General features: G+C 34.5%; 14 protein-coding genes and 1 pseudogene. 3 read left to right on the top strand and 12 right to left on the bottom strand.

The genetic code is table 11. From position 1 onward, the window contains the following. The first annotated feature begins 49 nt into the window (after positions 1-49). Positions 50-952, top strand: a complete 903-nt coding sequence (locus FJV36_RS08250; protein ID WP_158728025.1) for an IS1595 family transposase — start codon at positions 50-52, stop codon at positions 950-952. Here FJV36_RS08250 and FJV36_RS08255 read toward each other — a convergent pair. Genes FJV36_RS08255 through FJV36_RS16645 form a run of 3 tightly spaced genes read right to left on the bottom strand, consistent with a single transcriptional unit; the run spans position 945 to position 2464 of the window. Beyond that, the gene (locus tag FJV36_RS08255) at positions 945-1235 is read right to left on the bottom strand and encodes a LexA family transcriptional regulator (RefSeq protein WP_199250928.1); all 291 of its coding nucleotides are present in this window, start codon (positions 1233-1235) and stop codon (positions 945-947) included. The two genes, FJV36_RS08250 and FJV36_RS08255, sit on opposite strands and share 8 nt — an antisense overlap. After that, the gene (locus FJV36_RS16640; RefSeq protein WP_347753183.1) at positions 1226-1921 is read right to left on the bottom strand and encodes a DUF4113 domain-containing protein; all 696 of its coding nucleotides are present in this window, start codon (positions 1919-1921) and stop codon (positions 1226-1228) included. The genes FJV36_RS08255 and FJV36_RS16640 overlap by 10 nt, the downstream gene beginning before the upstream one ends. A 27-nt stretch (positions 1922-1948) precedes the next feature. After that, positions 1949-2464: a hypothetical protein gene (locus tag FJV36_RS16645; protein WP_370514399.1), complete on the bottom strand. Its 516-nt coding sequence runs from the start codon at positions 2462-2464 to the stop codon at positions 1949-1951. Between the two features lie 356 nt (positions 2465-2820). On the opposite strand from FJV36_RS16645, the gene FJV36_RS08265 reads away from it, so the two are divergent. Continuing rightward, positions 2821-3480, top strand: coding sequence for a hypothetical protein (locus FJV36_RS08265; protein WP_158730032.1), 660 nt, complete (start codon positions 2821-2823; stop codon positions 3478-3480). A gap of 119 nt (positions 3481-3599) precedes the next feature. Here FJV36_RS08265 and FJV36_RS08270 read toward each other — a convergent pair whose 3' ends face one another. The 5 genes from FJV36_RS08270 to FJV36_RS08290 form a co-directional block, all read right to left on the bottom strand. After that, the gene (locus FJV36_RS08270; protein ID WP_158730033.1) at positions 3600-5558 is read right to left on the bottom strand and encodes an OmpA family protein; all 1959 of its coding nucleotides are present in this window, start codon (positions 5556-5558) and stop codon (positions 3600-3602) included. Positions 5559-5572: 14 nt separating this feature from the next. Then, positions 5573-6502 (bottom strand): type IX secretion system membrane protein PorP/SprF, encoded by a 930-nt coding sequence (locus FJV36_RS08275; protein WP_158730034.1) that lies wholly within the window; start codon positions 6500-6502, stop codon positions 5573-5575. Between the two features lie 50 nt (positions 6503-6552). Further along, the gene (locus tag FJV36_RS08280; protein WP_158980995.1) at positions 6553-13455 is read right to left on the bottom strand and encodes a gliding motility-associated C-terminal domain-containing protein; all 6903 of its coding nucleotides are present in this window, start codon (positions 13453-13455) and stop codon (positions 6553-6555) included. A 299-nt stretch (positions 13456-13754) separates the two neighbouring features. Then, positions 13755-14504, bottom strand: a complete 750-nt coding sequence (locus tag FJV36_RS08285; RefSeq protein ID WP_158730036.1) for a response regulator transcription factor — start codon at positions 14502-14504, stop codon at positions 13755-13757. Beyond that, positions 14504-16681: a sensor histidine kinase gene (locus FJV36_RS08290; protein ID WP_158730037.1), complete on the bottom strand. Its 2178-nt coding sequence runs from the start codon at positions 16679-16681 to the stop codon at positions 14504-14506. Before FJV36_RS08290 ends, FJV36_RS08285 begins: the two co-directional genes overlap by 1 nt. 677 nt (positions 16682-17358) lie before the next feature. Between FJV36_RS08290 and FJV36_RS08295 the strand changes: the two genes are divergently transcribed. Then, positions 17359-17913: a hypothetical protein gene (locus FJV36_RS08295; protein ID WP_158730038.1), complete on the top strand. Its 555-nt coding sequence runs from the start codon at positions 17359-17361 to the stop codon at positions 17911-17913. A 304-nt stretch (positions 17914-18217) separates the two neighbouring features. On the opposite strand, the pseudogene istB reads toward FJV36_RS08295, so the two are convergent. The 4 genes and pseudogenes from istB to FJV36_RS08315 all read right to left on the bottom strand — a co-directional run bounded on the left by istB (position 18218) and on the right by FJV36_RS08315 (position 23000). After that, positions 18218-18955: pseudogene (gene istB / locus FJV36_RS08300) on the bottom strand (IS21-like element helper ATPase IstB). A 17-nt stretch (positions 18956-18972) separates the two neighbouring features. After that, positions 18973-20520: an IS21 family transposase gene (gene istA, locus FJV36_RS08305; RefSeq protein ID WP_158730039.1), complete on the bottom strand. Its 1548-nt coding sequence runs from the start codon at positions 20518-20520 to the stop codon at positions 18973-18975. A 197-nt stretch (positions 20521-20717) separates the two neighbouring features. After that, positions 20718-21434, bottom strand: coding sequence for a DsbA family protein (locus FJV36_RS08310; RefSeq protein WP_158730040.1), 717 nt, complete (start codon positions 21432-21434; stop codon positions 20718-20720). 195 nt (positions 21435-21629) lie between these two features. Further along, complete coding sequence (locus FJV36_RS08315) at positions 21630-23000, bottom strand: NADH-quinone oxidoreductase subunit N (RefSeq protein ID WP_158730041.1); 1371 nt, start codon at positions 22998-23000, stop codon at positions 21630-21632. Positions 23001-23017: the final 17 nt, after the last annotated feature.

Genomic DNA, 23017 nt, shown 5'->3' on the forward strand with positions numbered 1-23017 from the left:
TAGAGTTACTTACTTAAAAAACACTTATATTTATAGTAAATACAAGGATATGGAAAGTATATTTCAGGGGGAGAATATTTTAGAGTTCATAAAGACATTCCCAGACGACCAAAGTTGCCGTGAATTTATAGCCAATGAGAAGTGGAAAGACGGCTATAGATGTAAACGTTGCGAGAATACGAAGTATGTTTATTTTGAAAAACACAATAAAAGAGAGTGTACCAAATGTAGATATAAAGAGAGTGCAACGGCAGGAACTCTTTTTCATAGAGTTAAATTTGGAATTCAAAAAGCATTTTGTATTGCCTTTGAAATGACTTGTACAACCAAATCAATATCCTCAACTCAAGCGGCAAAACGCTATGGAATAACTCAAAAGACTTCTTGGTTGTTTATGCAAAAAGTAAGACTTGCGATGAAGTCCTCAAAACAGTATCCAATGACAGGAAATGTACAAGTTGATGAATTTGTAGTTGGCGGAAAAGAAACAGGAAAACAAGGTAGAAGTTACGATAGCAAAAAGGCAAAAGTTGCTTGTGCTGTTGAGCTGACAGATGAAGGAAAGATAAAAAGAGGTTATGCAAATGTTATTGATGATTATTCTGCAAAGTCAATAAAACCATTATTTGACGAGCATATAAGTAAAGATGCGAATATTAAAACAGACCAATGGACAGCTTACAAAATAATAGCAAAGAGCTATAACATCGTCCAAGAAAAAAGCGTTCCTGGGAAAAACTTCAAAGAAATGCACACTATTATTCATCAGGTAAAAACTGCAATAAGAACGATTCAATCACACGTCAAAAAGGAACATCTCCAAAAATATTTAGATGAATATTTTTATCGACTGAACAGGTCAATTTACAAAGATTCTATTTTTGATAATATATTCAAACGATTAGTCTCACATCCGCATCAGGGTTGGAAGCAAATCGTAGTCATTAAGTAAGTAACTCGATTTTATTATTTTGTGGCTCTAAGCTTCGGTCAACAACAAGTACATCCTTGTCATCAATACCTGCATCAATCATAGAGTTTCCTTTGACCTTAATATAAAAAGTAGCCAGCGGGTTTTCACTCAATTGTTTGTTCAAATCGATACTCATTTCCATAAAATCAGCAGCTGGCGATGGAAATCCTGCTGAAACCCCTTCGTTTATAAAAGGAATGCGCAATCCACTTTCAAAATCAGGAAAGTAAAAAGTAAGTTTAGATGTTTTGTTTACTGGCATTTTATTTCAAGTATATCTTTAAAACTGGTGGTGTATCTAGGTGACAAATGGTTTTGTTTCATATTCCAGGTCAAACTTAAATTCTGCGATGCTAGTTTTATTTTCTTGTCGCCTATTTTAGCATTCAACCCATCAATTACTTTCATTAGTTGCAAGTGTTTGGGGTTTTCTTCCTCAAAAAGATCAAACTGTTTTTTATTTTCATCAATAAGTTCAGTAACAATTACACCTGCTTTTTTAAATTTTAAGTGCTCATTACCCGCATGAAGTTTTTTAAGTAAGGCTATCGCAGCATTGGCAATGGTCAATGTAGAATTAGACCCATAAGGCAATGTTACGGCGCAATTAAAATAATATTTAGATGTTTGTATGCTGTGTTTGTCTACAACTAGCATGACTATTATGGTGTGGCAACATGATTTTTGCTTACGTAATTTCTCGGCAGATTGCGCCGCAAAAGTAGCTACCCGCTCTCGTAATAAATCAAACTCCGCAATTTGTTTAGGAAAACTTCCGGTAGTAGCAATACTCTTTTTTTGGGTAGCAATAGGCTCTAGGTCTAATACTGATTTACCTTCTAGTTCATACTTTAAACGCATTCCCAGTACACCCATTTCTTTCTTTATCCAAGCCTCATGTTGTGGTGCGGTAAAGTCAAGAGCGGCTGCTATATTGCTAGTTTTCATTTTCTTATTCAGTCGATGTCCTATGCCTCAAACATCTTCAATCTTAGTCCATTTAAGCGCTTTTACTCGTTTCTCTTCTCTGTCAATAACGTAAACACCTTTCGTTCTATCTTGGAATTTTTTAACAATTTTATTGGCTACTTTTGATAATGCTTTGGTTTCGGCAAAGCCAATGCAAACCGGAATACCCACCCATTTGTGTACTCGGTTCTTCATTTGAATCCCATACTGGTGATAGCCCTCAATTGACAATCCGTCAAAGTTTAAAAAAGCTTCATCAATACTATAAATCTCTAAATTTGGTGTAAACTGCTCTAAAATCTTCATTACTCGATTGCTCAAATCACCATACAAGGAATAATTTGACGACCATAATTGCACATCATGCTGTTTTACAATTTCTTTTATTTGAAAAGCGGGCGCTCTCATTCCTATTCCTACCGCCTTCGCTTCATTACTATATGATATGACACAACAATCATTATTAGATTGCAACAGGTTTCCCGTTGAATTTCGACTGAAAAACGCGTTCGCATGAGGCATAAAAATTGTTACAATCTACTGGTGCATACATACTACAAATTACTTAATATCAGTTGAAGCGTGTTCCTAACAGAAGTTAATTTTACGTACTATTGATAAGTAGTTAGATTCTGTTTGCTTAAAAAAATAAAAATAACGACTCTTTTTAAAATATTTTTATTCTAAAACTAATTTTACACACACTTGATAACCTGCGTTTTAAAGAATCTAAAAACTACAACAGCAGCATTTAAAATACTAATTATAGGTCTCAGGTACTTTTTTTTGGCACACTACTTGAATATCCCTATTCAACTAAACAGTTAAAGCGAAAGCCGAAAAGCTCAAGAGTAGGCAAAATTCAAAATAGAAGTATCATGAAAAAAATTACCCTTTTAGTTGCTAGTATCTTCGTATTTGGAGGTAGTGTTGCCAACGCAACAGAGAAAAAAGATTTCTCTGTAATTATAAAATCGTCTTCTCTTTTTGACAATGACGAACCTGTAGAATTCATAGAAAGAGGCATTGCCTTTTATGTATTTCCTGATGGTCAATTGGATTTTAATACCAGACCAACAACTCGCAGTGAAATGTATTACAAAGCAAACTCAAACAGTAGAGTCAATAGAACGTATGGAACACCTAATAAAAATCGTCCTATCAATTATGGAGTGAGAATTGAACATGACAATCTAGGTCGTGTGAGACAAGTAGGTAATGTATTTATCAATTACGATGCTAACGACCGAGTGAAGCGAATAGGATCTGTTTACATGACTTACAATAGATTTGCTCTAGAGCGTGTGGGCGGATTAGAAATCATCTACAACCGCCGAGGACAAATTATAGACATGATAGGTACTGTAAAAGGAGGAAAATCATACTACTATGGTCAAAATTCAAACTCTGTAGACTATAGTAACAATCAAAACTCGTCTGATGAGGATTCTTATTATTACAGATCTACTAATTCAAAAAATAAAATTGAAGATCAACAATCTAACAATGCTCCTATAGTAATCAATAGAAAGAATTAGAACTTATAAACTAAAACCATAGGAGCAATTATCCTATGGTTTTTTATAATTCTTCAACCAACAAAAAAGGCTATCCCGTTATGGATATCCTTTTTTGATTTTTGTTGTTTAGAGAATATTTATTGCATCGAAACAATTAAAAACTCACTTCTTCTATTGGCTTGATGTTGCTCCTCTGTACAGTTTGATTTGTTCGTTGGTTCACATCCACAATCGTTTACAAGTTGTGACTCTCCATATCCTTTGGCGGTTAATCTATTTGCAGCTATTCCATTTTTTATCAGCCATGCTTTTGTTGCATTCGCTCTTCTATCAGATAGTGCTTGGTTGTATGCAATGGTTTGTCTGCAATCTGTATGTGATCTAATATCTATTGTCATCTTTGGGTATTGTTGCATTACTGCCAATACTTTTTCGAGCTCAAATGCTGCGTCTTTTCGTATGAATGACTTGTCTAAATCAAAATAAAGAATTGGAATATTCAAGGTATTGGCTAAGTCTGTACCCACATCGACTGCTCTTTTACGTGGCTCCAATTCTAATGGTCCTTGTGTTTCTCCTGATACTTTTGCTATTACAATCTTGTTCTCTTTAGTTTCATACTCTGGCTTTTCTCCTCTTAAATAATACACTTTCCCACATTCAACCTCAAATGTATATGCTCCAGATAATAGAGTTGTGATCTCCTTGATAAGATTAAAATTAGCATCAAACAAACTTACCTTGGCATTTGCCATGACTAATCCTGTGTCTTGATCCTTGATTACGCCTTGAAGTACTTGAACACATACTGGAACGGGTAATTTATTGAATCTATAAATATCATCTGAACCTAGTCCTCCCTCACGGTTAGAGGTTACAAATCCTTTTCTGTTCTCTGCATCAATCACAAATGAAAAATCATCTTGGGTACTATTTATCGGGGCGCCAATGTTCTCTATGGTTGCACTTCCTGTGTTTGCTAATAAATCTGTTACAAATACGTCTAATCCACCTAGCCCTGGGTGTCCATCGCTAGCAAAATACAACTTGTTGTCCTGTGCAATGTAAGGAAATGTTTCTCTAGACTCTGTATTTATTGGAAGTCCTAAATTCTTTGGGACACCGTAAGTACCATTTGAATTGATACTCACACTAAAAAGATCTGACATACCTTTAGTGCCCGGCATATCTGATGCAAAATACAATGTCTTTTCATCTACACTCAATGCTGGATGTGCTACACTATATTCGTTGCTGTTAAAAGGAAGTTCTTCTACATTAACCCATTTTCCATTTTCGTTTGTAGCCTTGTAAAGTTTTAGCAAAATGATTCGTCTACTATCGTTTTGCCTTTTCCCGTTTAGATAATTATTGCGTGTAAAATACATGGTTTGGCCGTCTTTTGTAAAAACGGGGGTTGACTCATGAAACCTACTGTTGATGTTTTTATTGAAAATTTCTGGCTTGACTAAACTACCTTGTGTACTTATCTCAGAGCTGTACAAGTTGGTGAAGGATTCATTGTTCCATTTAAACACTTTCTTAGCTACTCCACCCGTATCTCTTGCGGAGGCAAAAAGTATGGTATTGTTGTAATAAGCACTTCCATAATCTGAGTAGGCAGAGTTTATTCCTGCATCGAATATTTCGTAAAGCCCCGAATTTTCCTTGATATCTTTCAGGTAATCTCGTTGACTTGCGAAGAGTTTCCCACGCTGGTCCCCAGCCGATTTTGCTATGAATTGCTCTAGCATTTTATCGGCCTTAGAATAATTTCCTACTGCTTTCAACGACTGGGAATACCTATAGTAGTACTCCGGCTCTTGTACTGCATTCATGTCAAAAAGTGCAGTATACCATTTCTCTGCCTTTATCAAATCGGCTATGAAAAAATAGGAATCCCCTAATTTTCGAAACATTTTCTCGTCTTTGTATCCTTTCTCTGCTACTTTCTCGTAGATAGCTATAGCATCGACATAAGAATAGTTTTCAAATTTTTTATCAGCGATTGTCACACCTTTTTTTTGAGTGTATCCCACTAATGTTGACACTAAAAAAACTGTACAGCATACGAAATGTTTGGCGCTTAATTTCATAACGTTATATTAAATTAAAAGAATCTAGGTGATGTAATTCTGTTGTACTTGTTGAATATTTCATAGCGAAGAAATATTTCATGAGATCCAGAATTATAATTTGCAAGACGTGTTGTTTCCATATCGTATCCATATCCAATAAACCATGAATCAGATACTTGAAATCCTACCATTGCACTCAAGGCTGCACTCCATCTGTAAGCTGCTCCTACTGTAAACTTGTCATTGATCAAAAAATTGGCCGATAAATCTACCTGTAAAGGTGCTCCTTGAACTAGTTTTGTCATCATTGCTGGCTTGAACTTTAGATTGTAGTCTAAATCGAAAACGTGACCTGCAGTTAAGTAATAGTTTATACGCTCTCGTGCAATATAAGAACCAGACCCTACACCTGCATACCTATCAAAATGCTGTGTCTCGAGCAAGTTAGGTACAGATAGTCCTATATAGGTTTTATCAGAATACCAGTAAAGTCCTACACCTATATTTGGTGAAAACTTATTGTCTATGTTGTTTTCAAAACTATAATCATTTGGATCATACTGATTCAATTTATCAAAATTGACATTCAAAAGGTTTGCTGATGCTTTCAATCCGAAGGAGAGTTTAAAATCCTCTGACGTATTGATATAGTAGGAAAAATCGGCCGAAATATTATTTTCATCCGATGGTCCTATTTTATCATTAACAATAGAAACCCCAAGTCCTACATTGCTACCATTTATAGGGGTATTTATGGATGCTGTATTGGTCACGGGTGCGCCATCTAATCCTACCCATTGTGTACGATGCAAGGCAAAAATGCTCATTGTCTCTCGCGAACCCGCATAGGCTGGATTGATATTGATGGTGTTATACATGTATTGCGTGAACTGGGCATCTTGCTGGGCGTAACTCGCAACAGATACCAGTAGAAAGACTGCTGTTTTAATTATTGTTTTCATGTTTATTTTTTTAATCCCGAGAGATAGTGTTCTCTCGGGAGTTATTTTTTTTATCTATTTAAATATAAATAACCTGCTTTTTGGTGTGCATTTGAATCGGTGTCTTTGTATTTGAAAATATAGTAATAAGTACCTACTGGTAATTCTTCGGATTGTTTAACAGTCACGCGTCCTTCAGAAATTCCTTTAAAGGCTTTGTCTGCATTATTGTATCCAGTTCTTTCGAATACTAATACCCCCCAACGGTTGTAAATCTCTACTGTATTATCTGGATAACATTCTAGTCCTCGAATATAAAAGACATCATTGTTTCCGTCTCCATTTGGGGACACTGCATTAAACACTTCTATCGCACAGCCTGAAATACCTAAAACAGTCGGTTTGTCTTCTAGGTTATTCGAGTCATCTGATAAATCTGTCACGATGGTATTTAATGGAGTTGTAGCTGTTACCTTAGCTTGATTACTTATTGATCCCTTTATAATGTCCGCCTGTGTGATGGCGTAAGTAGCAGAATATGCTGTGCCATTTGAAGTTCCCGCTGCTAAAACAGCAATTGGACTACCTGTCAATATCAATCCTGCTAAATCAGTATCTGTTACCGTTACATTGGTTAAGGCTACATCACCTGTGTTGGTGACCTCAAAACTAAATTTAATGGTTTCCCCTGCTTGTGCATAACCGTCTTTGTTCTCGTCGATGAATTCCGCCGTTTTAATGATGGAAATGGAACAATTATATAATGTTAATACTACTGGTGTTCTTGTCAAACTTGAACAACCTGTTTTACTATCAATGCTCTCGGCATAATAAGTAATTGTCCCTACAGTATTTAACCAAGGAGAACTTACTACTTTTCCTCCTGTTGACGAATCATACCAAACTATAGTGGTCCCAGCCGAAGCTGTTGCGGTAGCTTTTAGCGTTTGCGCTGGACTCGTTATACATTGTGTTTGATTACCTCCACTTATCGGAACAATAATAGTATTCAACACAATCACATTCTGATTCACCAATGTTTTGTTGCCATTTCCATCGTCAAATGTCCAATGAATTATATGAGTTCCTTGAGTTGAATATGTCAAAGCATCCGATGTGGTTCCTGTGATGGTGCCTGCACAATTATCTGTTGTCGTTGGAGCTGTTGCTGTTGCGGTACACTGTCCTGTTACATCAGCAATAGTTGGAGTCGCAGGTGCTGTTATATCTTTTATAATCACATTTTGATTTACCAATGTTTTGTTGCCATTTCCATCGTCGAATGTCCAATGAATTATATGGGTTCCTTGGGTCGAGTACGTCAAAGCATCCGATGTGGTTCCTGTGATAGTGCCTGCACAATTGTCCGTTGTTGTTGGAGCTGTTGCTGTTGCGGTACACTGTCCTGTTACATTAGCAATAGTTGGAGTCGCAGGTGCTGTTGTGTCACTAATAGTGTAGGTATATTTCCAATTAGAAACTAATCCTGAACAATCGGTAAAAGTATAATTATAGGTTCTAGTCCCATTATTTATCAATACTGCCGGCGAATCTACTGTCGATACTAATACTCCTGTGAGGCTTGTTCCACAAACATCCACTACGGTGCTTGGCGCTGTTGGTGCCGTTGCCGATGCCAAACATTCTACCGTGCTTGCTCCATTTGCTGGAACTACCGGTTTGATGGTGTGGTCTATCGTGTAAACGTATTTCCAATTCGATACTAAACCTGAACAATCGGTAAAGGTATAGTTGTAGGTTCTAGTGCCTTCACATGTTAGTGTTGCTGGCGAATCTACTGTCGATACTAATACTCCCGTGATACTTGTTCCGCAAACATCCACTACGGTGCTTGGCGCTGTTGGCGCTGTTGCCGATGCCAAACATTCTACCGTGCTTGCTCCATTTGCTGGAACTACTGGTTTGATGGTGTGGTCTATCGTGTAAACGTATTTCCAATTCGATACTAAACCTGAACAATCGGTAAAGGTATAGTTGTAGGTTCTAGTGCCTTCACATGTTAGTGTTGCCGGCGAATCTACTGTCGATGCTAATACTCCTGTGATACTTGTTCCGCATACATCCACTACGGTGCTTGGCGCTGTTGGTGCCGTTGCCGATGCCAAACATTCTACTGTGCTTGCTCCATCTGCAGGAACTACCGGTTTGATGGTATGGTCTATCGTGTAAACGTATTTCCAATTCGATACTAAGCCTGAACAATCGGTAAAGGTGTAGTTGTAGGTTCTAGTGCCTTCGCAGGTTAGTGTTGCTGGCGAATCTACTGTCGATACTAATACTCCTGTGATATTTGTTCCGCAAACATCCACTACGGTGCTTGGCGCTGTTGGCGCTGTTGCCGATGTCAAACATTCTACTGTGCTTGCTCCATCTGCAGGAACTACTGGTTTGATGGTGTGGTCTATCGTGTAAACGTATTTCCAATTCGATACTAAGCCTGAACAATCGGTAAAGGTATAGTTGTAAGTTCTAGTGCCTTCGCATGTTAGTGTTGCTGGCGAATCTACTGTCGATGCCAATACTCCTGTGAGGCTTGTTCCGCAAACATCCACTACGGTGCTTGGCGCTGTGGGTGTTGTTGCCGATGCCAAACATTCTACTGTACTCGCTCCATCTGCCGGAACTACCGGTTTGATGGTGTGGTCTATCGTGTAAACGTATTTCCAATTCGATACTAAGCCTGAACAATCGGTAAAGGTATAGTTGTAAGTTCTAGTGCCTTCGCATGTTAGTGTTGCTGGCGAATCTACTGTCGATGCCAATACTCCTGTGAGGCTTGTTCCGCAAACATCCACTACGGTGCTTGGCGCTGTTGGTACCGTTGCCGATGCCAAACATTCTACTGTGCTAGCGCCATCTGCTGGAACTACTGGTTTAATGGTGTGGTCTATCGTGAAAGTCTGCGTACAATTTTGTGTATTTAAAACTGTATTTTCACCTAAATCTCTAATACCATTACTATTAGCATCACTATATTCTGTTACTGTATAGGTTCTTATAACCGAACCTTCACAAGCTGGACTTGTTGCATTTGAAGCCTTGATTTCTATCACTCCGCAAGGGATATTTCCAATTACTCCATCTGCATTTCCTAATGCTTCAAATTGAGCCTCAGTTAGTGTAGTTGCGGTTGGCATTGCTGCATAACAAGCAATTGTAGTTGATGGAAATGTTGGGCAAGTAACCTCAAAGACACAACAAACAGGAGCAGTGCCCGAAACTACTAAAGTATTACACGCATTAACATCTTGAATACTTACATTGTAGTTAGTTCCTTTTGTGATTTTACTAGAAGTCCAAGTTGTTCCGCTCCATGTACCTGGGGCTCCTGTACCTGTTGCGGTAAATGGAGATTGACCACTTACTACTATTGTTAATGTATATCCAGAACCATCTAATGCACAAGATGTCGTTTCTGTACCCACTTTTGTAGTATTAGTAATGATAACATTCTGATTAGCTGTAATGCTATTTCCATTGCCATCATTAAAAGCCCATGTTACAACAGTTTTACCAACTGCTGTAATAGGAAAAACTGTAGTCGTTGTTCCTGTTATGGTCCCTGCACATACATCTGTAGTAGTTGGAGCTGTTGGCGTAACACTACACGAACCTGTAATATCTGCTAAAGTTGGGACTACTGGAGCAACAGTATCATCAATAATCACATTTTGTGTTGCTGTTGAAATATTTCCGTTATTGTCGTCAAATGACCATGTAATTTCTGTTGTTCCTTGTGTTGTAATAGGAAAAACTGTAGTCGTTGTTCCTGTTATTGAACCAACACAAGCATCAGTAGCAGTTGGCACAGTTAATGATGCTACACTACATTGATTGCCTGTTACATCGGTTAAAGTTGGAGCAACCGGAGCAACTGTATCATCAATAATTACATTTTGATTTACATTTTGTGTGTAACCTCCACCATAAGTAAAAGTCCATTTAACTACTGTTGTTCCTTGTGTTGTTATTGGGAAAGCAGTTGTAGTTGTGGCTGTTAGTAAGCCGGCGCATGTGTCGGTTAATGTTGGAGCTATTGGTGTTGCACTACATTGCGCTGTTATATCTGCTAGTGCAGTTGGTAATGTTGTGGCTTTTATAGTTATAATAGCTGTTGTAGTATTGGCGCAAGTACCATTAGTAAAACTATAGGTAACGGTATGACTTCCTGCAGTACTTAATAACAAATTGATTGCTCCAGTACTTGCATTGATGCTTACGCCAGCATCTGATGTGTAGGTTCCTCCTGTAATTCCCGTTTGAGTTACTGTTGCTGTACCTCTAGTACAGTATGGACCATTTGGATACGTAATTGTAGCAATTGGCAACGGATTTACGGTTACTGTTACAGGCATTATTTTTTCACATCCTGTAGTAGTTTTAGTTCCTTTAATATAATAAGTACCGCTTACACCCACTGTTGTTGGATTTGCTAATGTTGTCGTACCTGCTGCATCAGTAAAATAAGTGTACGTTAATCCAGCATCACTGCCAGTGGTAACCCCAGCTGCTGTAAGATCAACTTTGTTATCATAACACACTGCCGCCGGATTTGTAATGACAACATTTGGCAATGGATTAACATTAATAATTAAATTAGAAACCGTTGTTGTATTACAAGGTGCTCCAAGTGTAATAGTACAAGTTATAGTATTAGTACCTACTGATAAAGCACTATAATCTATTACTGGATTTTTAAGATTTTGGTTAGCTGCCGTAATGCCCGGACCAGCCCATAAATAACCATCAGCACCTAAAATATCTACATCTAACTGAATACTGCCGCTAGGTAAATTACAAAAAACAACTGGTGTAGTTTTGCCATCTGCACTAGCTGTTGGAGCAGCCGCTAGACCTATTTGCGTTGATCGTACTATAATATTATTACAACCGTCTTTTACTTTGAAGAAATACGTACCACTACCTAAGCCTGAAAAAGTATTGCCTCCTTGGAAGGCGCCATAAGTAGCACCACCATCAAGGCTCAAAGCATACTCTAAGGTATTGCCTGGGGCGGGTGAATTAGTTGTTGCAACAATTGTTAATACGCCATTAGTAGCACCAGCACTACATACATACCCACCAGTACTATCAGTGTCTACTGCAATAGTATTGGCCGCACTATACGTAACAGTTTGGGTTAGCACATTGGTTGTTCCCCCTTTTATGCGTAAACCAAAAACGTACGTACCATAAGCCAAACTATTAAAAGGTAAAGAAGCAGATGTACTTGCTAAATCTCTAGTTTGGCCAACACTTGCTGGCCCTGAAACTATAATTACTTGATAAGCACTTTGTACATCAAAAGTACCATTCATTACATAATTAAACCCGCCACAAACGGGTGTTACGGTATTACCTGATAGACTTGCAGTATAGCCTTTAACAGTAACAGTTACATTAGTAGTGCCACAAGCAGTTGTAATTGCCAATGTATAGGTGCCTTTTGGCCAATAGCCTAAAGGGTCTGATGGATTGACTCGAGGTAGCTCAACATTTCCTTGAGCATTAATCGTTGCGTTGTTAGAATAACCAACAGTCACTAATGGGTTGCTAGAAGTTGTTACCGTATACGTAAAAGTATCGCCATTTTGGAAAGTAGCAAAAGATAAAATTGCTTTACCATAATTTAAATAATTCAAATTTTCTTGTGTCCCAAAAGTACTTTGAGTAACACCAAAACCAGAGGCTGCTGGGACCACTACAGTGCTACTTTTATACAAACCAGCTGTATAGCCTGCTGCATCTATATATGTAAAATTATAAGTTGCACCAGTAGTTAACCCTGAGAATGTTTGTTGCGAACTTGTTTGCGTTACGGTAACAACATCTGCAGGATTAGCAGCGTTTGTAAAAGTTAAATTAATTGGTAAACAATACATTCCATAGCCATGGAAAATTTTTCCATATCCTGCACCATTACAATTACTAGCAGTTATGAATGAATTAGTCGTGTTGTAATCTCTAATAGGAAATTCCTTTGTGTTTCCACAAGCATCAGAAAGCACAATAAACATATTTCCAAATTCAGTATTTATCAAATCTCTTGTTGCTATTAAAGGCATTCTAGAAATACGAGCAAGTGGAGAAAAACCTGTCCCTCCTATATCGGAATAGTCATCAGCATTAGTATCCTGACCATATAATTGCCCTTGAAATTTTATTTTATAGGTAAATAATGATGCATCGGCAGCAGAAATGGATTGATTATTCGATACATAAGTGAAGCCTAATTCATTTCTAGCTATTATAGGGGTTGTACAGTTGCCTGCAGCAGTTCTATCAATAAAAATAGAAGAACCAATTTTAATATCTGCAATACTAATTGTTGGGTCAGTTATCGAGGCTGCTCCAGTAACTGTTTGTCCACAAGCATCGGTAACACTTACTATATAACTTCCTGCTGCTTTAGCAGCAAAACTATAGTTAGCACTACTAATACTAGTACTAGTTTCTAGATAGGTGCTTGGTGCTGCTTGTGTAGCAATTTTGTAAATAAAAGGAGCTTTGCCTCCGCTTATGGTGCTAGTTAGTACTGATGTGCCACCTATACAACTTGCTACTTTACTAGGAGTGGTAACTGCCATTGCCGTATAGCCATCAGTAACAGTTATGGCACTACTCGTGTAAACAGTACCTCCACTCGTGGCTCTACCTTTAACAGTATAACTACCCGAAAGTAAATCTGTAAATACATTAGTATTGGCAAATTGAGTAGCATTCCCAGAAACGGGAGCGACTACCACTCCAGATTTGAGCAACTGATACTGTGGTGTTGCTCCAAGTCCAGTACTACTTGCTGTTACGATACCGCTGGTTGGACAGCCTGTATTGCTAGGAACTCCAGTAACAGTTTGTGCAAATGCATCAAAACCTGTAAACTCCATTATGGGTAACAAGAAAAACATTACAAGTAATGTTATTTTTGTTGAAATCAGTAAATTTGTTTTCATTTAATTAATTCAGTTTAACATTTATTTAACTTTCAATAAAATATCTACATCAAAAATTGACTGTGGACTTTATAACAAGATCCACTAGAATATCAATTTTTTCTCTATACATACTTTATGAACAAACAAAAGTACTTCTAACAAAAGGTTTCTTAGTACTGATTATTGCTATATAAAACTGATTCTTGATATTAATATTTTGAAGTTTATCATTAATCATTACATAAAATACAAGCACAAAAGAGCATTCAAATCTGCTTTGAATGCTCTTCTATTAACTTTGTTTAATTTTATACTATTTAATAGTTTTCAACTTGTTTTTTGGCTCTAAAATTTTCAGGAGTTTGATTGTTGTTTACTTTCTTAAAAGCATTACAAAAATTACTATAACTCTGAAATCCCAAGTCATAAGCAATTTCGTTTATTGGAAAATTTGTCTCTATTAATAATGCTTCAGCTCTTTTAATTTTTCTTTGCAAAATGTATTGATATGGTGTAATACCCACATACTGTGTAAATACTCTAATAAAATGATGAGTTTTCCATGGGGTTAATTCTGCTAATTCAGAAATTTCAATTTTTTTTACTATATGTTCATTAATATATGAAATTGTCTCTTTGATTTTAAAAGGAATGTTATTATTAACTTCCTCATCGTTTCTTTTAGGATCAATTTTACTGTGTATAAAATTATTTAAAACAATTTCAACGGTTGCAATAATATCTACTGTTTTAAATGGTTTAACTATACATCCGTGAGGTCGGGTAACTTTAATTCTATCAATTGTTAATTTATCTGAATATGATGTTATATATATGTATGGTATTTTGTCATTCTTTAGTAAATAATTCCCCAAATCAATACCGTCTTTGTCTTGTTTTAAATTAACATCCAACAATACTAAACAAGGTTTTTCATCATTTATTATTTCAATTGCTTTTTCTACTGTTTTAACTGTAATAACATCATAACCTTCTCCTTCCAAAACTTCCTTTATATCTAATGCTATTATTGTTTCATCTTCAACTACAAGAATTGTCTTTTCCATTATTGTTTATCGTTATTAAAAATTATTTCATACTCTAATCCGTTTAAACTATTTGTTTTAATAGTTCCATTTAACTGTTCTGTTAATAATTTTATTAATTTCAATCCTATTGACTTAGGCTTATTATTAACATTAATATCCATACCTATACCATCATCACTATAAAAAAGAATGTATTTTTCATCAGATTTAATATATGTAATTTGAATATTTATTTTACCATAAGCTTCATTTGGAAAAGCATACTTAATAGAATTACATACTAATTCATTTATTATTAAACCAAGAGGTATTGCAGTTTGTATATCAAAACTAATGCTTTGCACATTAACATTGAATTCTATTTTTTTACTATCATTTAAACAGTTTTTTATTGATTCTATTAACTCCAATAAATAATCATGAAAATTCACCTTTTCTAAATTATCAGATTGATATAAGTTTTGATGAATTAATGACATAGAGGAAATTCTGGTTTGCCCTTTCTCAATAAAATCATTAATTTCATCATTGTTATTTTTTCTTGATTGAATATTTAATAAACACATTACTAATTGCAAATTATTTTTTACTCTATGGTGAATTTCTTTTATAAGGATATTTTTTTCTGCTAATGTTTTTTCAAGAATTAACTTGTTTTCATTCAACAATGTGTTTTTGCTGTCAATAGCTTTATTTTTATTTTTCTGTTTTTTAAATAAAAACGCAAGAATTATAATAAAAATAATAGTTATTAGATTTAAAAAAACTGCTCTAAAGAAATTGTTTTCTTTTTTTTCAATTTCTAATGCGTTTAATTTTTCACGAATTTTTAATTGTTTAATATCTGCTTCTTTTTGTACTGTAAGAAATTCCGTTTCAAGTTTAATAATATTTTGTTTAGTTTGTTCGCTATTAATTTCTTCTTTTAACACTACATATTTATCTAAATAAAAATAAGCTTTTTCATATTGTTTTAAATTAAAATGAATTGTTGCTGCAAAATCATATAAGCTTGCCAAGCTAGGCTTGTTCAATACTAAATCGGGATTATCATTAACAATTTTTTCAGCTCTATCTATATAATTTTTAGCTATTTGAGAATTACCTAATTTAACATAGGACATTGCGATGTATAAATTCAACACAAATTTTTGTTCTGTAAAAATGTTTTTATTAAGTAATGCATTATTAGCTAATTTAATAATTTCATTATACCTTTCTAATGTATAATATATAGCCAAACTAATATTTAAAACATAAGATTTATCTAAATCATAATTTTTAATACCATTTTGAATTTCCATTGCTTTTTCTGAAAACACCAATGCTTTTTCAGGTTCATTTAATGAATGGTGGAATTCTGCTAATTTAGCTAATGATCTTGAGTATTTTTTTTTATTAATTATTGAATCCTTTTTTATTAACTCTAAATTTTTTTCAATAAATGTGATAGCATTTTCTATATTATTTGTTAGTTGATATAATTCTGCAAATTCAAAATAACATGTTTTCAAACCTTTTAAGTCTTTTTCTTTTTCATAAATTGAATTTGCTTTTTTTAGATTATTAATTGCCTTTTCAAATTCTTCTTTTCTTGAATATGTTCCTCCTAATTGAAGATATAAATCACCAATTTCTTCACATTCTTTATAATGCTTAAGTGCTTTAATAGAATCTAATTTTCTGTTTATATATTTGATTGTTTTATTGTAATCTGAGCTCATTGGTTCTAAACAAGCTGCTTCATATGCACAACCTTTAATGTGCTTTTTATAATTGTTAAGTAAAGATGCTGTTTTTTGTGCTTTTCTGGCAAAATAAACACCTTTGTTTAGTTCATTTAATAGCAAACACTCATATGATTTTACTAAATAATATTGCAAAACACCATTGCTGTAATTAGACTTTTTTAATAACCGATATGCTTCATCACATTTAGCTTTTGCTTTAACAATATCAATACCCTGAAGTGTAATTGCTTCACTTAAAAGATTATCAATTTTCAAGTTTTCATTTGTCTTTTTTACGGTAGACTTACCTTGATCTTTTTCTATATAAATATTTTGCGCTTTTGATACACTTAAGTTTATAAGCAACAGAATAAAAATTAATCTTTTGGAGATATTCATAAATTCATTAATAATTTCAAATGTAAAAATATAGCAACCAAAGACACTACTGATTTTTGATAACAAATACTTATTATTGATTTTTATATTATTGATAGTTTAGACAGACGATTGATTTTTGACAACGTTAATATACTTCAAAATTTAATAAAAAACAAAATTAAATAATCATCCAATAAAAAAATGTAGTACAAAGTTGATATTTTTTGTAATTCAAATACTACACAATATTAAAATAAAAGAATATGTCAAAATTCAATACTATATATTGACTTTTGAATGCATACATACATGAAAGAAATTTATTTTGAAAATAAATAATTCCACAATAAATGTATAAAATTATATGACTGTCCGTAACTCATACCAACAGTCTAAATAATGACAATATACTTTGCGTCTCTGCGCCTTTGCGTGAAATTTGGCTCGCAAAGTCGCGAAGACGCAAAGATCATAAAGGATCATATTTGTGAAAAACATTCAACAACTAATTTATTCTGTGGAATGGTACTAGTCACGGATAGTCATATAAAATTATTATAACCAACCCGTTGGGTGAAATTCTAATAAAATAAAAACTAAACCACATAGAGCCATAGATTAATAGCAAATCAACATAGAAAAAAACAGAAATAGCACTATTTCTCACATAGATGAGCTATGTGAATAGTAAAACGTCTATTTATTTCTCTTAAAAAAAACTACAAATTCTATGATTCTAGCCTGCACTGAGGTATCGAAGTGTGGTAAAAAATAATTTCACCCAACGGGATATAACCACTTTAATTTTGCTTTTCTTTCAAAATAGTAGTGCTCAAAAAATTCAAAGCAGTATTGATATTTTTAAGAATAGATTTGAAAATAGAAATACAATTATAGAAGAATTAACAAAAAGATTAAATAAAGCCAATAAACAGGAAAAAGTACTACTATATTCTCTACTCTCACTTTCAAACAACTATTTAAAAAACCAAGAAGGGATAAAACAAAACCTCAAAAAAGCAGAGGAAATTCTACCTATAAATACAAAAAGTTTATCATATGCATATTATCAATATGCCACAGCAAAATACTATTTGATGTTAGATCAAAATGATAAATCAGTTAATCATTTTCTAAATTCATTCGATATTTTTAAACTAAATAATGATTATGATAGTGCAAGTGAAATGGCAATAAACATTAACTATCTTATAGAAAACAAAACGTTAAAATATTTACTTTTTTCTAAAAAATTATTACCAAAAATAAACTGTAAATCGTCAGCAAAAAAGTGGACTGATTTAAGTCAAAACTAAGAGAGTGTTTTCAAAAATTATTAACTTTGATATAGCATGTAAACACTGAAGAAAAACAGCAGAAAACTTCATTAATAAAATTCGTAGAAACATTTGTAAAATCTTTTCATCGGAACAAAAAATAAACATCCTGTTAGGTCATTGTGCAAATTCCAGTGATATTGACCACCCAATTCCAATTTAAAGTGAGCACCTGATTCCAATTCAAAATGACCACCCAATTCCGGGGCAAAATGACCACCCCATTTTTCATTAAAAACTACTGTTTTTCATCTGTTAATTAGTGTTCAAATATACTTAAATATTATCCTTTGTTTATCCCTCTTTTTTTTCTCATAGATTCTCCATGTAATTCGAGTCGATGAGATTGATGTATCAGCCTATCCAAAATTGCATCAGCTATGGTTTTTTCTCCAATGATGTCCTACCAGCCTTGCACTGGGATTTGTGATGTTACAATTATAGAACCGTTATTATGCCTGTCTTCAATGATCTCTAAAAGGGTAATTCGGTTACTGCTATCCAAAGCTTGGAGTCCAAAATCGTCTAATATAATAACATCTTGCCGTTCTATTTTGGCCAATTCTCTCAGGTAAGAACCATCTGCTTTGGCCATTTTTAATTTAGCAAACAGCTTCGAAGTATTAAAATAACTTACTTTAAAACCTTGGATACAGGCTTGATAACCTAATGCTGTGCCTAAATAACTTTTGCCTACACCAGTGCTTCCCGTTATTAAAATGTTTTCATTTTTTTCGACAAATTCACATTCTGCCAGACGCAGTATGGTATTTCGATCCAGATTACGGGTTTGGTCAAAATTGATACTTTCAATATTTGATTTGTAATGGAATCGGGCGTTGGTGATACTGCGGGCAATACGCCGATTGTGCCTTTCATCCCATTCGGCATCAATAAGCATCGATACAAACTGATCGAGCGTGTAATGGTCTGTTTTTCCGCTTTCAATGGCTGTTTTAAAAGCATTGTGCATGCCGTAAAGCTTCATTTGTTTCATTTTTGTTACTGTGGATTCATTCATGATTACTGTGTTTTAATTTAATTATAATACTGTTTTCCTCTTATGTTAGCGTGAATTGGAAGTTCCTGCTCAGGTTCTTGTTCAAATTCGATATGATCTAAGTTGTTTTCTAAAATATTTTGAATGGTCTTAAAATTGTAAATTTTAAAATCAAGTGCCCGCTTACAGGCATTTATTAATCGCTCTTTCCCTACCTTTTTCTCGAAGTTTAATATTCCCAAACAACTTTTATAAGCCTGTTCAGGATGGTTTCTACTTTCAATTATTTGCATAATATATTCTGCTACTGACTCGTCAATACTACTGGCCCAATCAATGAAGCGGGCAGCACTCCACTGAGCTACAAATTGATGCGTGCTAGCCATATGTTCCGGGATTGTGGTATAGATATAAGGTTTGTAATTCCTTGGATGGATGGCTATTCGATTGTATTTGTGATAGATCTCTACCGTTGATTTGGTATACAATAGTTTCGCTTTTTTCTTGACATATTGATACGGAACGCTATAGTAATTTTTGTCCTGACTTAATTGAACATGCCCATTTTGCATTACTGTTGCAAAGGATTGGTATTTGATTTCAAAACGTTCTTGTGGTAATGGACTTAGTTTTTGTTGTTCATCTTCTAAAAATAATTCTATCCGAGAGTACGGACGTCCTGTGAGTTTTCGACTGTTATGAGCATCCAATAAATCCCATATTTGCTGGTTTAATTCTTCCAGAGAAAAGAATTTAGTTTCTTTTAGATTTACATAAATCCTTCGATACAAGATCTTAACAGCTCCTTCAACCAATGATTTGTCTCGGGGTTTATAAGCCCTGGCAGGCAAGATTGTAGTTTGGTAATGTTCGGCTAAATCAGCCAAGGTTTCATTAATGGTGGGTTCAAAACGACTGCTTTTTATCACTGCAGATTTTAAATTATCCGGAACAATTGCCGCAGGAGTACCTTCAAAAAAACGCATAGCATTTTCTACCGATGTAACAAAATCTTCCTTTTGTTGGCTCATGGAAGCTTCGGCATAGGTGTATTGACTGGCTCCTAATATGGCTACAAAAAATTGTACTTCTTTAATTTCTCCCGTGTCTTTATCAATGATGGAGAGTGTTTTTCCAGCATAATCCACATACATTTTATCACCCGCTTTGTGATTCATGTGCATCACTGGATTGACTCGTTTGCTCCATATTTTATAATGATGTCCAAATTGCGAGCTTCGGTAACCATTAGGATTTAGGACAATATATTGCTCCCACATGTGCTGTATGGTAACGCCAACTTTTTTTAGTTCGCGTTCCATTTTAGGAAAAAAATCATAAAGAAGCTGCAGTTTGGGACTGATTGATTCCACGGTAGTGTGTGAGAACAAAAGTTCTAACTCAGCATCAGTTTTTTCACTAATTACTTCAAAACTTAATCCTAGCACTTCAAATAAAGAAATATACTTCTTTACCGTATTTCTAGAAAGAGATAAGTACTTACTTATGAATAACTTACTTTTTCCGTTACAGTAGAACTTAATTGCTTTTCTAATTTTACTCATGTCTGTTATTTTGTTTGCCATAATCCGTCTTTTTTTAACGAATGTATGGTGCTAACAACATGAAAAAGTAAGTAGTTTTTGATGATCAATTGTACCCCAAAATTAGGTGGTCAATTTGAACTGGAAAGTGGTGGTCAGTTTGCTCCGAAACTGGTGGTCAATTTGACCGGTTTTTCCAATATAGTCTCAAAACACTAAAAAAAAGTAATATTCTACATTTAATCACACCCATCTAACCCACAGCTGTCACCATCAGTAGTGTTCAACACCGTAACTTTAGAATCAAACTTACCTTCTCCCCATACTTTCTCTAATGTTTTCACAAATGTATCGACATGTTGCGCACCCGAAACCGCATATTTATTATCGAAAACAAAGAACGGAACACCTTGAACACCGATAAATTGCGCCTCATCAATATCTTGCTGAACTTCATTGGCGAAAGCATTAGAATGCAATACTTCATCGATGGATTCAGCATACAGTCCTACTTCCAGTCCTAATGCTCTCAATGTATCCAAATCATTTATATTCTTGCCATCCGTCAAATAGGCTTTGAACAATAACTCTTCTAAGTCATTTGCCAAATTGTATTTTTTCGCCAAATGCAACAAGCGATGTGCATTCAAGGAATTGGCCATAACCGCTTTTTCAAAATGGAAATCTAATCCTGAATTTTTAGCATTTTGAGTCATATTAACAAGCATCTCTTGTGCCCAATCGTTATCTTTTCGGTATTTTTCAGCTAAATGGTCTACCAAGTTATCACCAGGAGAAGCAACAAAGCCAGCGTCTAACTGAAAACTTTTCCATTCAATTTCAACTGCATCTTTATGTTCGAAATTTTGTAAAGCATCTTCTATTCTTCTTTTCCCTATATAACAAAAAGGACACATGATATCCGACCAGATTTGTATTTTTAATGTATTTCCCATCTTTATTTTTTAATTAAATTGAAAATTAATTCTGTAATACAAAATTAATCAATTCAGTTTTTAGCTTTTTGAGTTTTAGCATTTAATTATAGATACAGGAATAGTAAATATTTATTCGAATGAAGAAAACACCTTTAAACAAAAAAACCATCAAAATTGCTCTTGATGGTTTTTGTATAATTATAAAGATTTGGCTTATGCCAATAAATCCAAAATAAATGAAGGGAACAACCCTAATGCGATATTCAAAACAATTGCTATAACAGCAACTGCGTAAATGATAACCGGAGTTCCTTTTCGTTCTTCGTTTGGCTCTTTGGTGTACATCGCTAAAATTAATTTGAAGTAGTAACCAACACTAATAATAGAGTTCACAACCGCTACGATTACTAATGCTAAGTAACCCGCTTGAATCGTTTGATTGAATAAAACCAACTTAGCAAAGAATCCGGCAAAAATTGGTATACCAGCCATCGAAAGTAAAGCTGCCGTAAGAATGGCTGCTAACAATGGATTCGTTTTTCCTAATCCGTGGAAATTTACAATATCTTCATTGTCTCTATTTTTACAAACGTATAAAATTACACTAAAAGCAGCGATTCCAGATAAAGAATACGCTGAGGCATAATACAACAAACTTCCTGTAGAAGTAGACAAACTCAACAAAGTCATCAACATAAAACCAGCATGAGAAACCCCTGAAAAAGCCAACATACGTTTTACATTCGTTTGTCTTAAAGCCATAATATTACCAACGGTCATCGAAGCCATAGAAATAATAACTACTACTATTTTGAATGACTCTGAAACATCTGCATTCATTACTGATAATAATTTGTATAAAGTCGCCATAGCAACTACTTTGGCCAAAGTACTCATCAATGCTGTTGTCAACGCTGGAGAACCTTCGTAAACGTCCGGTGCCCAGAAATGAAATGGAACTGCAGCTACTTTAAATAACATTCCGATTGTTACCAATACAATACCAATAGGAAACCAAACTGGTAATTCCGCAGAACGAGAAAGCTCAGAAATTTCAATAACATCAAAACTACCCATTGCGCCATATATCAAACAAATTCCAAAAAGAATAATCCCAGAAGCAAAAGATCCCATCAAGAAATACTTCATTCCAGCTTCATTACTTTTTAAATTCATACGATCACTAGCAGCAAGAATATAAAGAGCAATTGATAAAACTTCGATCCCTAAAAAGAACATTGCAAGATTCCCAAAAGAAACCATAGCTACCGCACCAGCTAATAAGAAAATTTTAATAGCAATAAAATCGGAAATTTTAGATTGGTGATTTTCATAAAAATTATGACCTAGGGCAATTAAAAAAATTGTCAAAACAATAAACAAACATGAAAACGCAGATGAGAATGTACTTACTGCAATCATATTGTTGTAATAACTTTCGGCCGTATTAAACTCAGAAACTGTTAAGCCCAAAACTGCTAATAAACCCAATATAGAAATTGGTACAATTGCTTTTCTAAGGTTAAAAATTTCGAACAAAAGGCATAAAACACCTAATCCTATTATAGCTATTAATGTATTCATTTGTTGATTGTTTGATT

This window comes from Flavobacterium sp. I-STPP5a, from assembly GCF_009764685.1.
GTDB lineage: Bacteria > Bacteroidota > Bacteroidia > Flavobacteriales > Flavobacteriaceae > Flavobacterium.

Excerpts from the sequence above, each read along its gene's own strand:
- FJV36_RS16640 (WP_347753183.1), bottom strand. The coding sequence starts at position 1,921 with ATGAAAACTAGCAATATAGCAGCCGCTCTTGACTTTACCGCACCACAA.
- FJV36_RS08250 (WP_158728025.1), top strand. The coding sequence starts at position 50 with ATGGAAAGTATATTTCAGGGGGAGAATATTTTAGAGTTCATAAAGACA.
- FJV36_RS08275 (WP_158730034.1), bottom strand. The coding sequence starts at position 6,502 with ATGAAAACAATAATTAAAACAGCAGTCTTTCTACTGGTATCTGTTGCG.
- FJV36_RS08270 (WP_158730033.1), bottom strand. The coding sequence starts at position 5,558 with ATGAAATTAAGCGCCAAACATTTCGTATGCTGTACAGTTTTTTTAGTG.
- FJV36_RS08280 (WP_158980995.1), bottom strand. The coding sequence starts at position 13,455 with ATGAAAACAAATTTACTGATTTCAACAAAAATAACATTACTTGTAATG.
- FJV36_RS08265 (WP_158730032.1), top strand. The coding sequence starts at position 2,821 with ATGAAAAAAATTACCCTTTTAGTTGCTAGTATCTTCGTATTTGGAGGT.
- FJV36_RS16645 (WP_370514399.1), bottom strand. The coding sequence starts at position 2,464 with ATGCCTCATGCGAACGCGTTTTTCAGTCGAAATTCAACGGGAAACCTG.
- FJV36_RS08315 (WP_158730041.1), bottom strand. The coding sequence starts at position 23,000 with ATGAATACATTAATAGCTATAATAGGATTAGGTGTTTTATGCCTTTTG.
- FJV36_RS08285 (WP_158730036.1), bottom strand. The coding sequence starts at position 14,504 with ATGGAAAAGACAATTCTTGTAGTTGAAGATGAAACAATAATAGCATTA.
- istA (WP_158730039.1), bottom strand. The coding sequence starts at position 20,520 with ATGGCAAACAAAATAACAGACATGAGTAAAATTAGAAAAGCAATTAAG.
- FJV36_RS08310 (WP_158730040.1), bottom strand. The coding sequence starts at position 21,434 with ATGGGAAATACATTAAAAATACAAATCTGGTCGGATATCATGTGTCCT.
- FJV36_RS08255 (WP_199250928.1), bottom strand. The coding sequence starts at position 1,235 with ATGCCAGTAAACAAAACATCTAAACTTACTTTTTACTTTCCTGATTTT.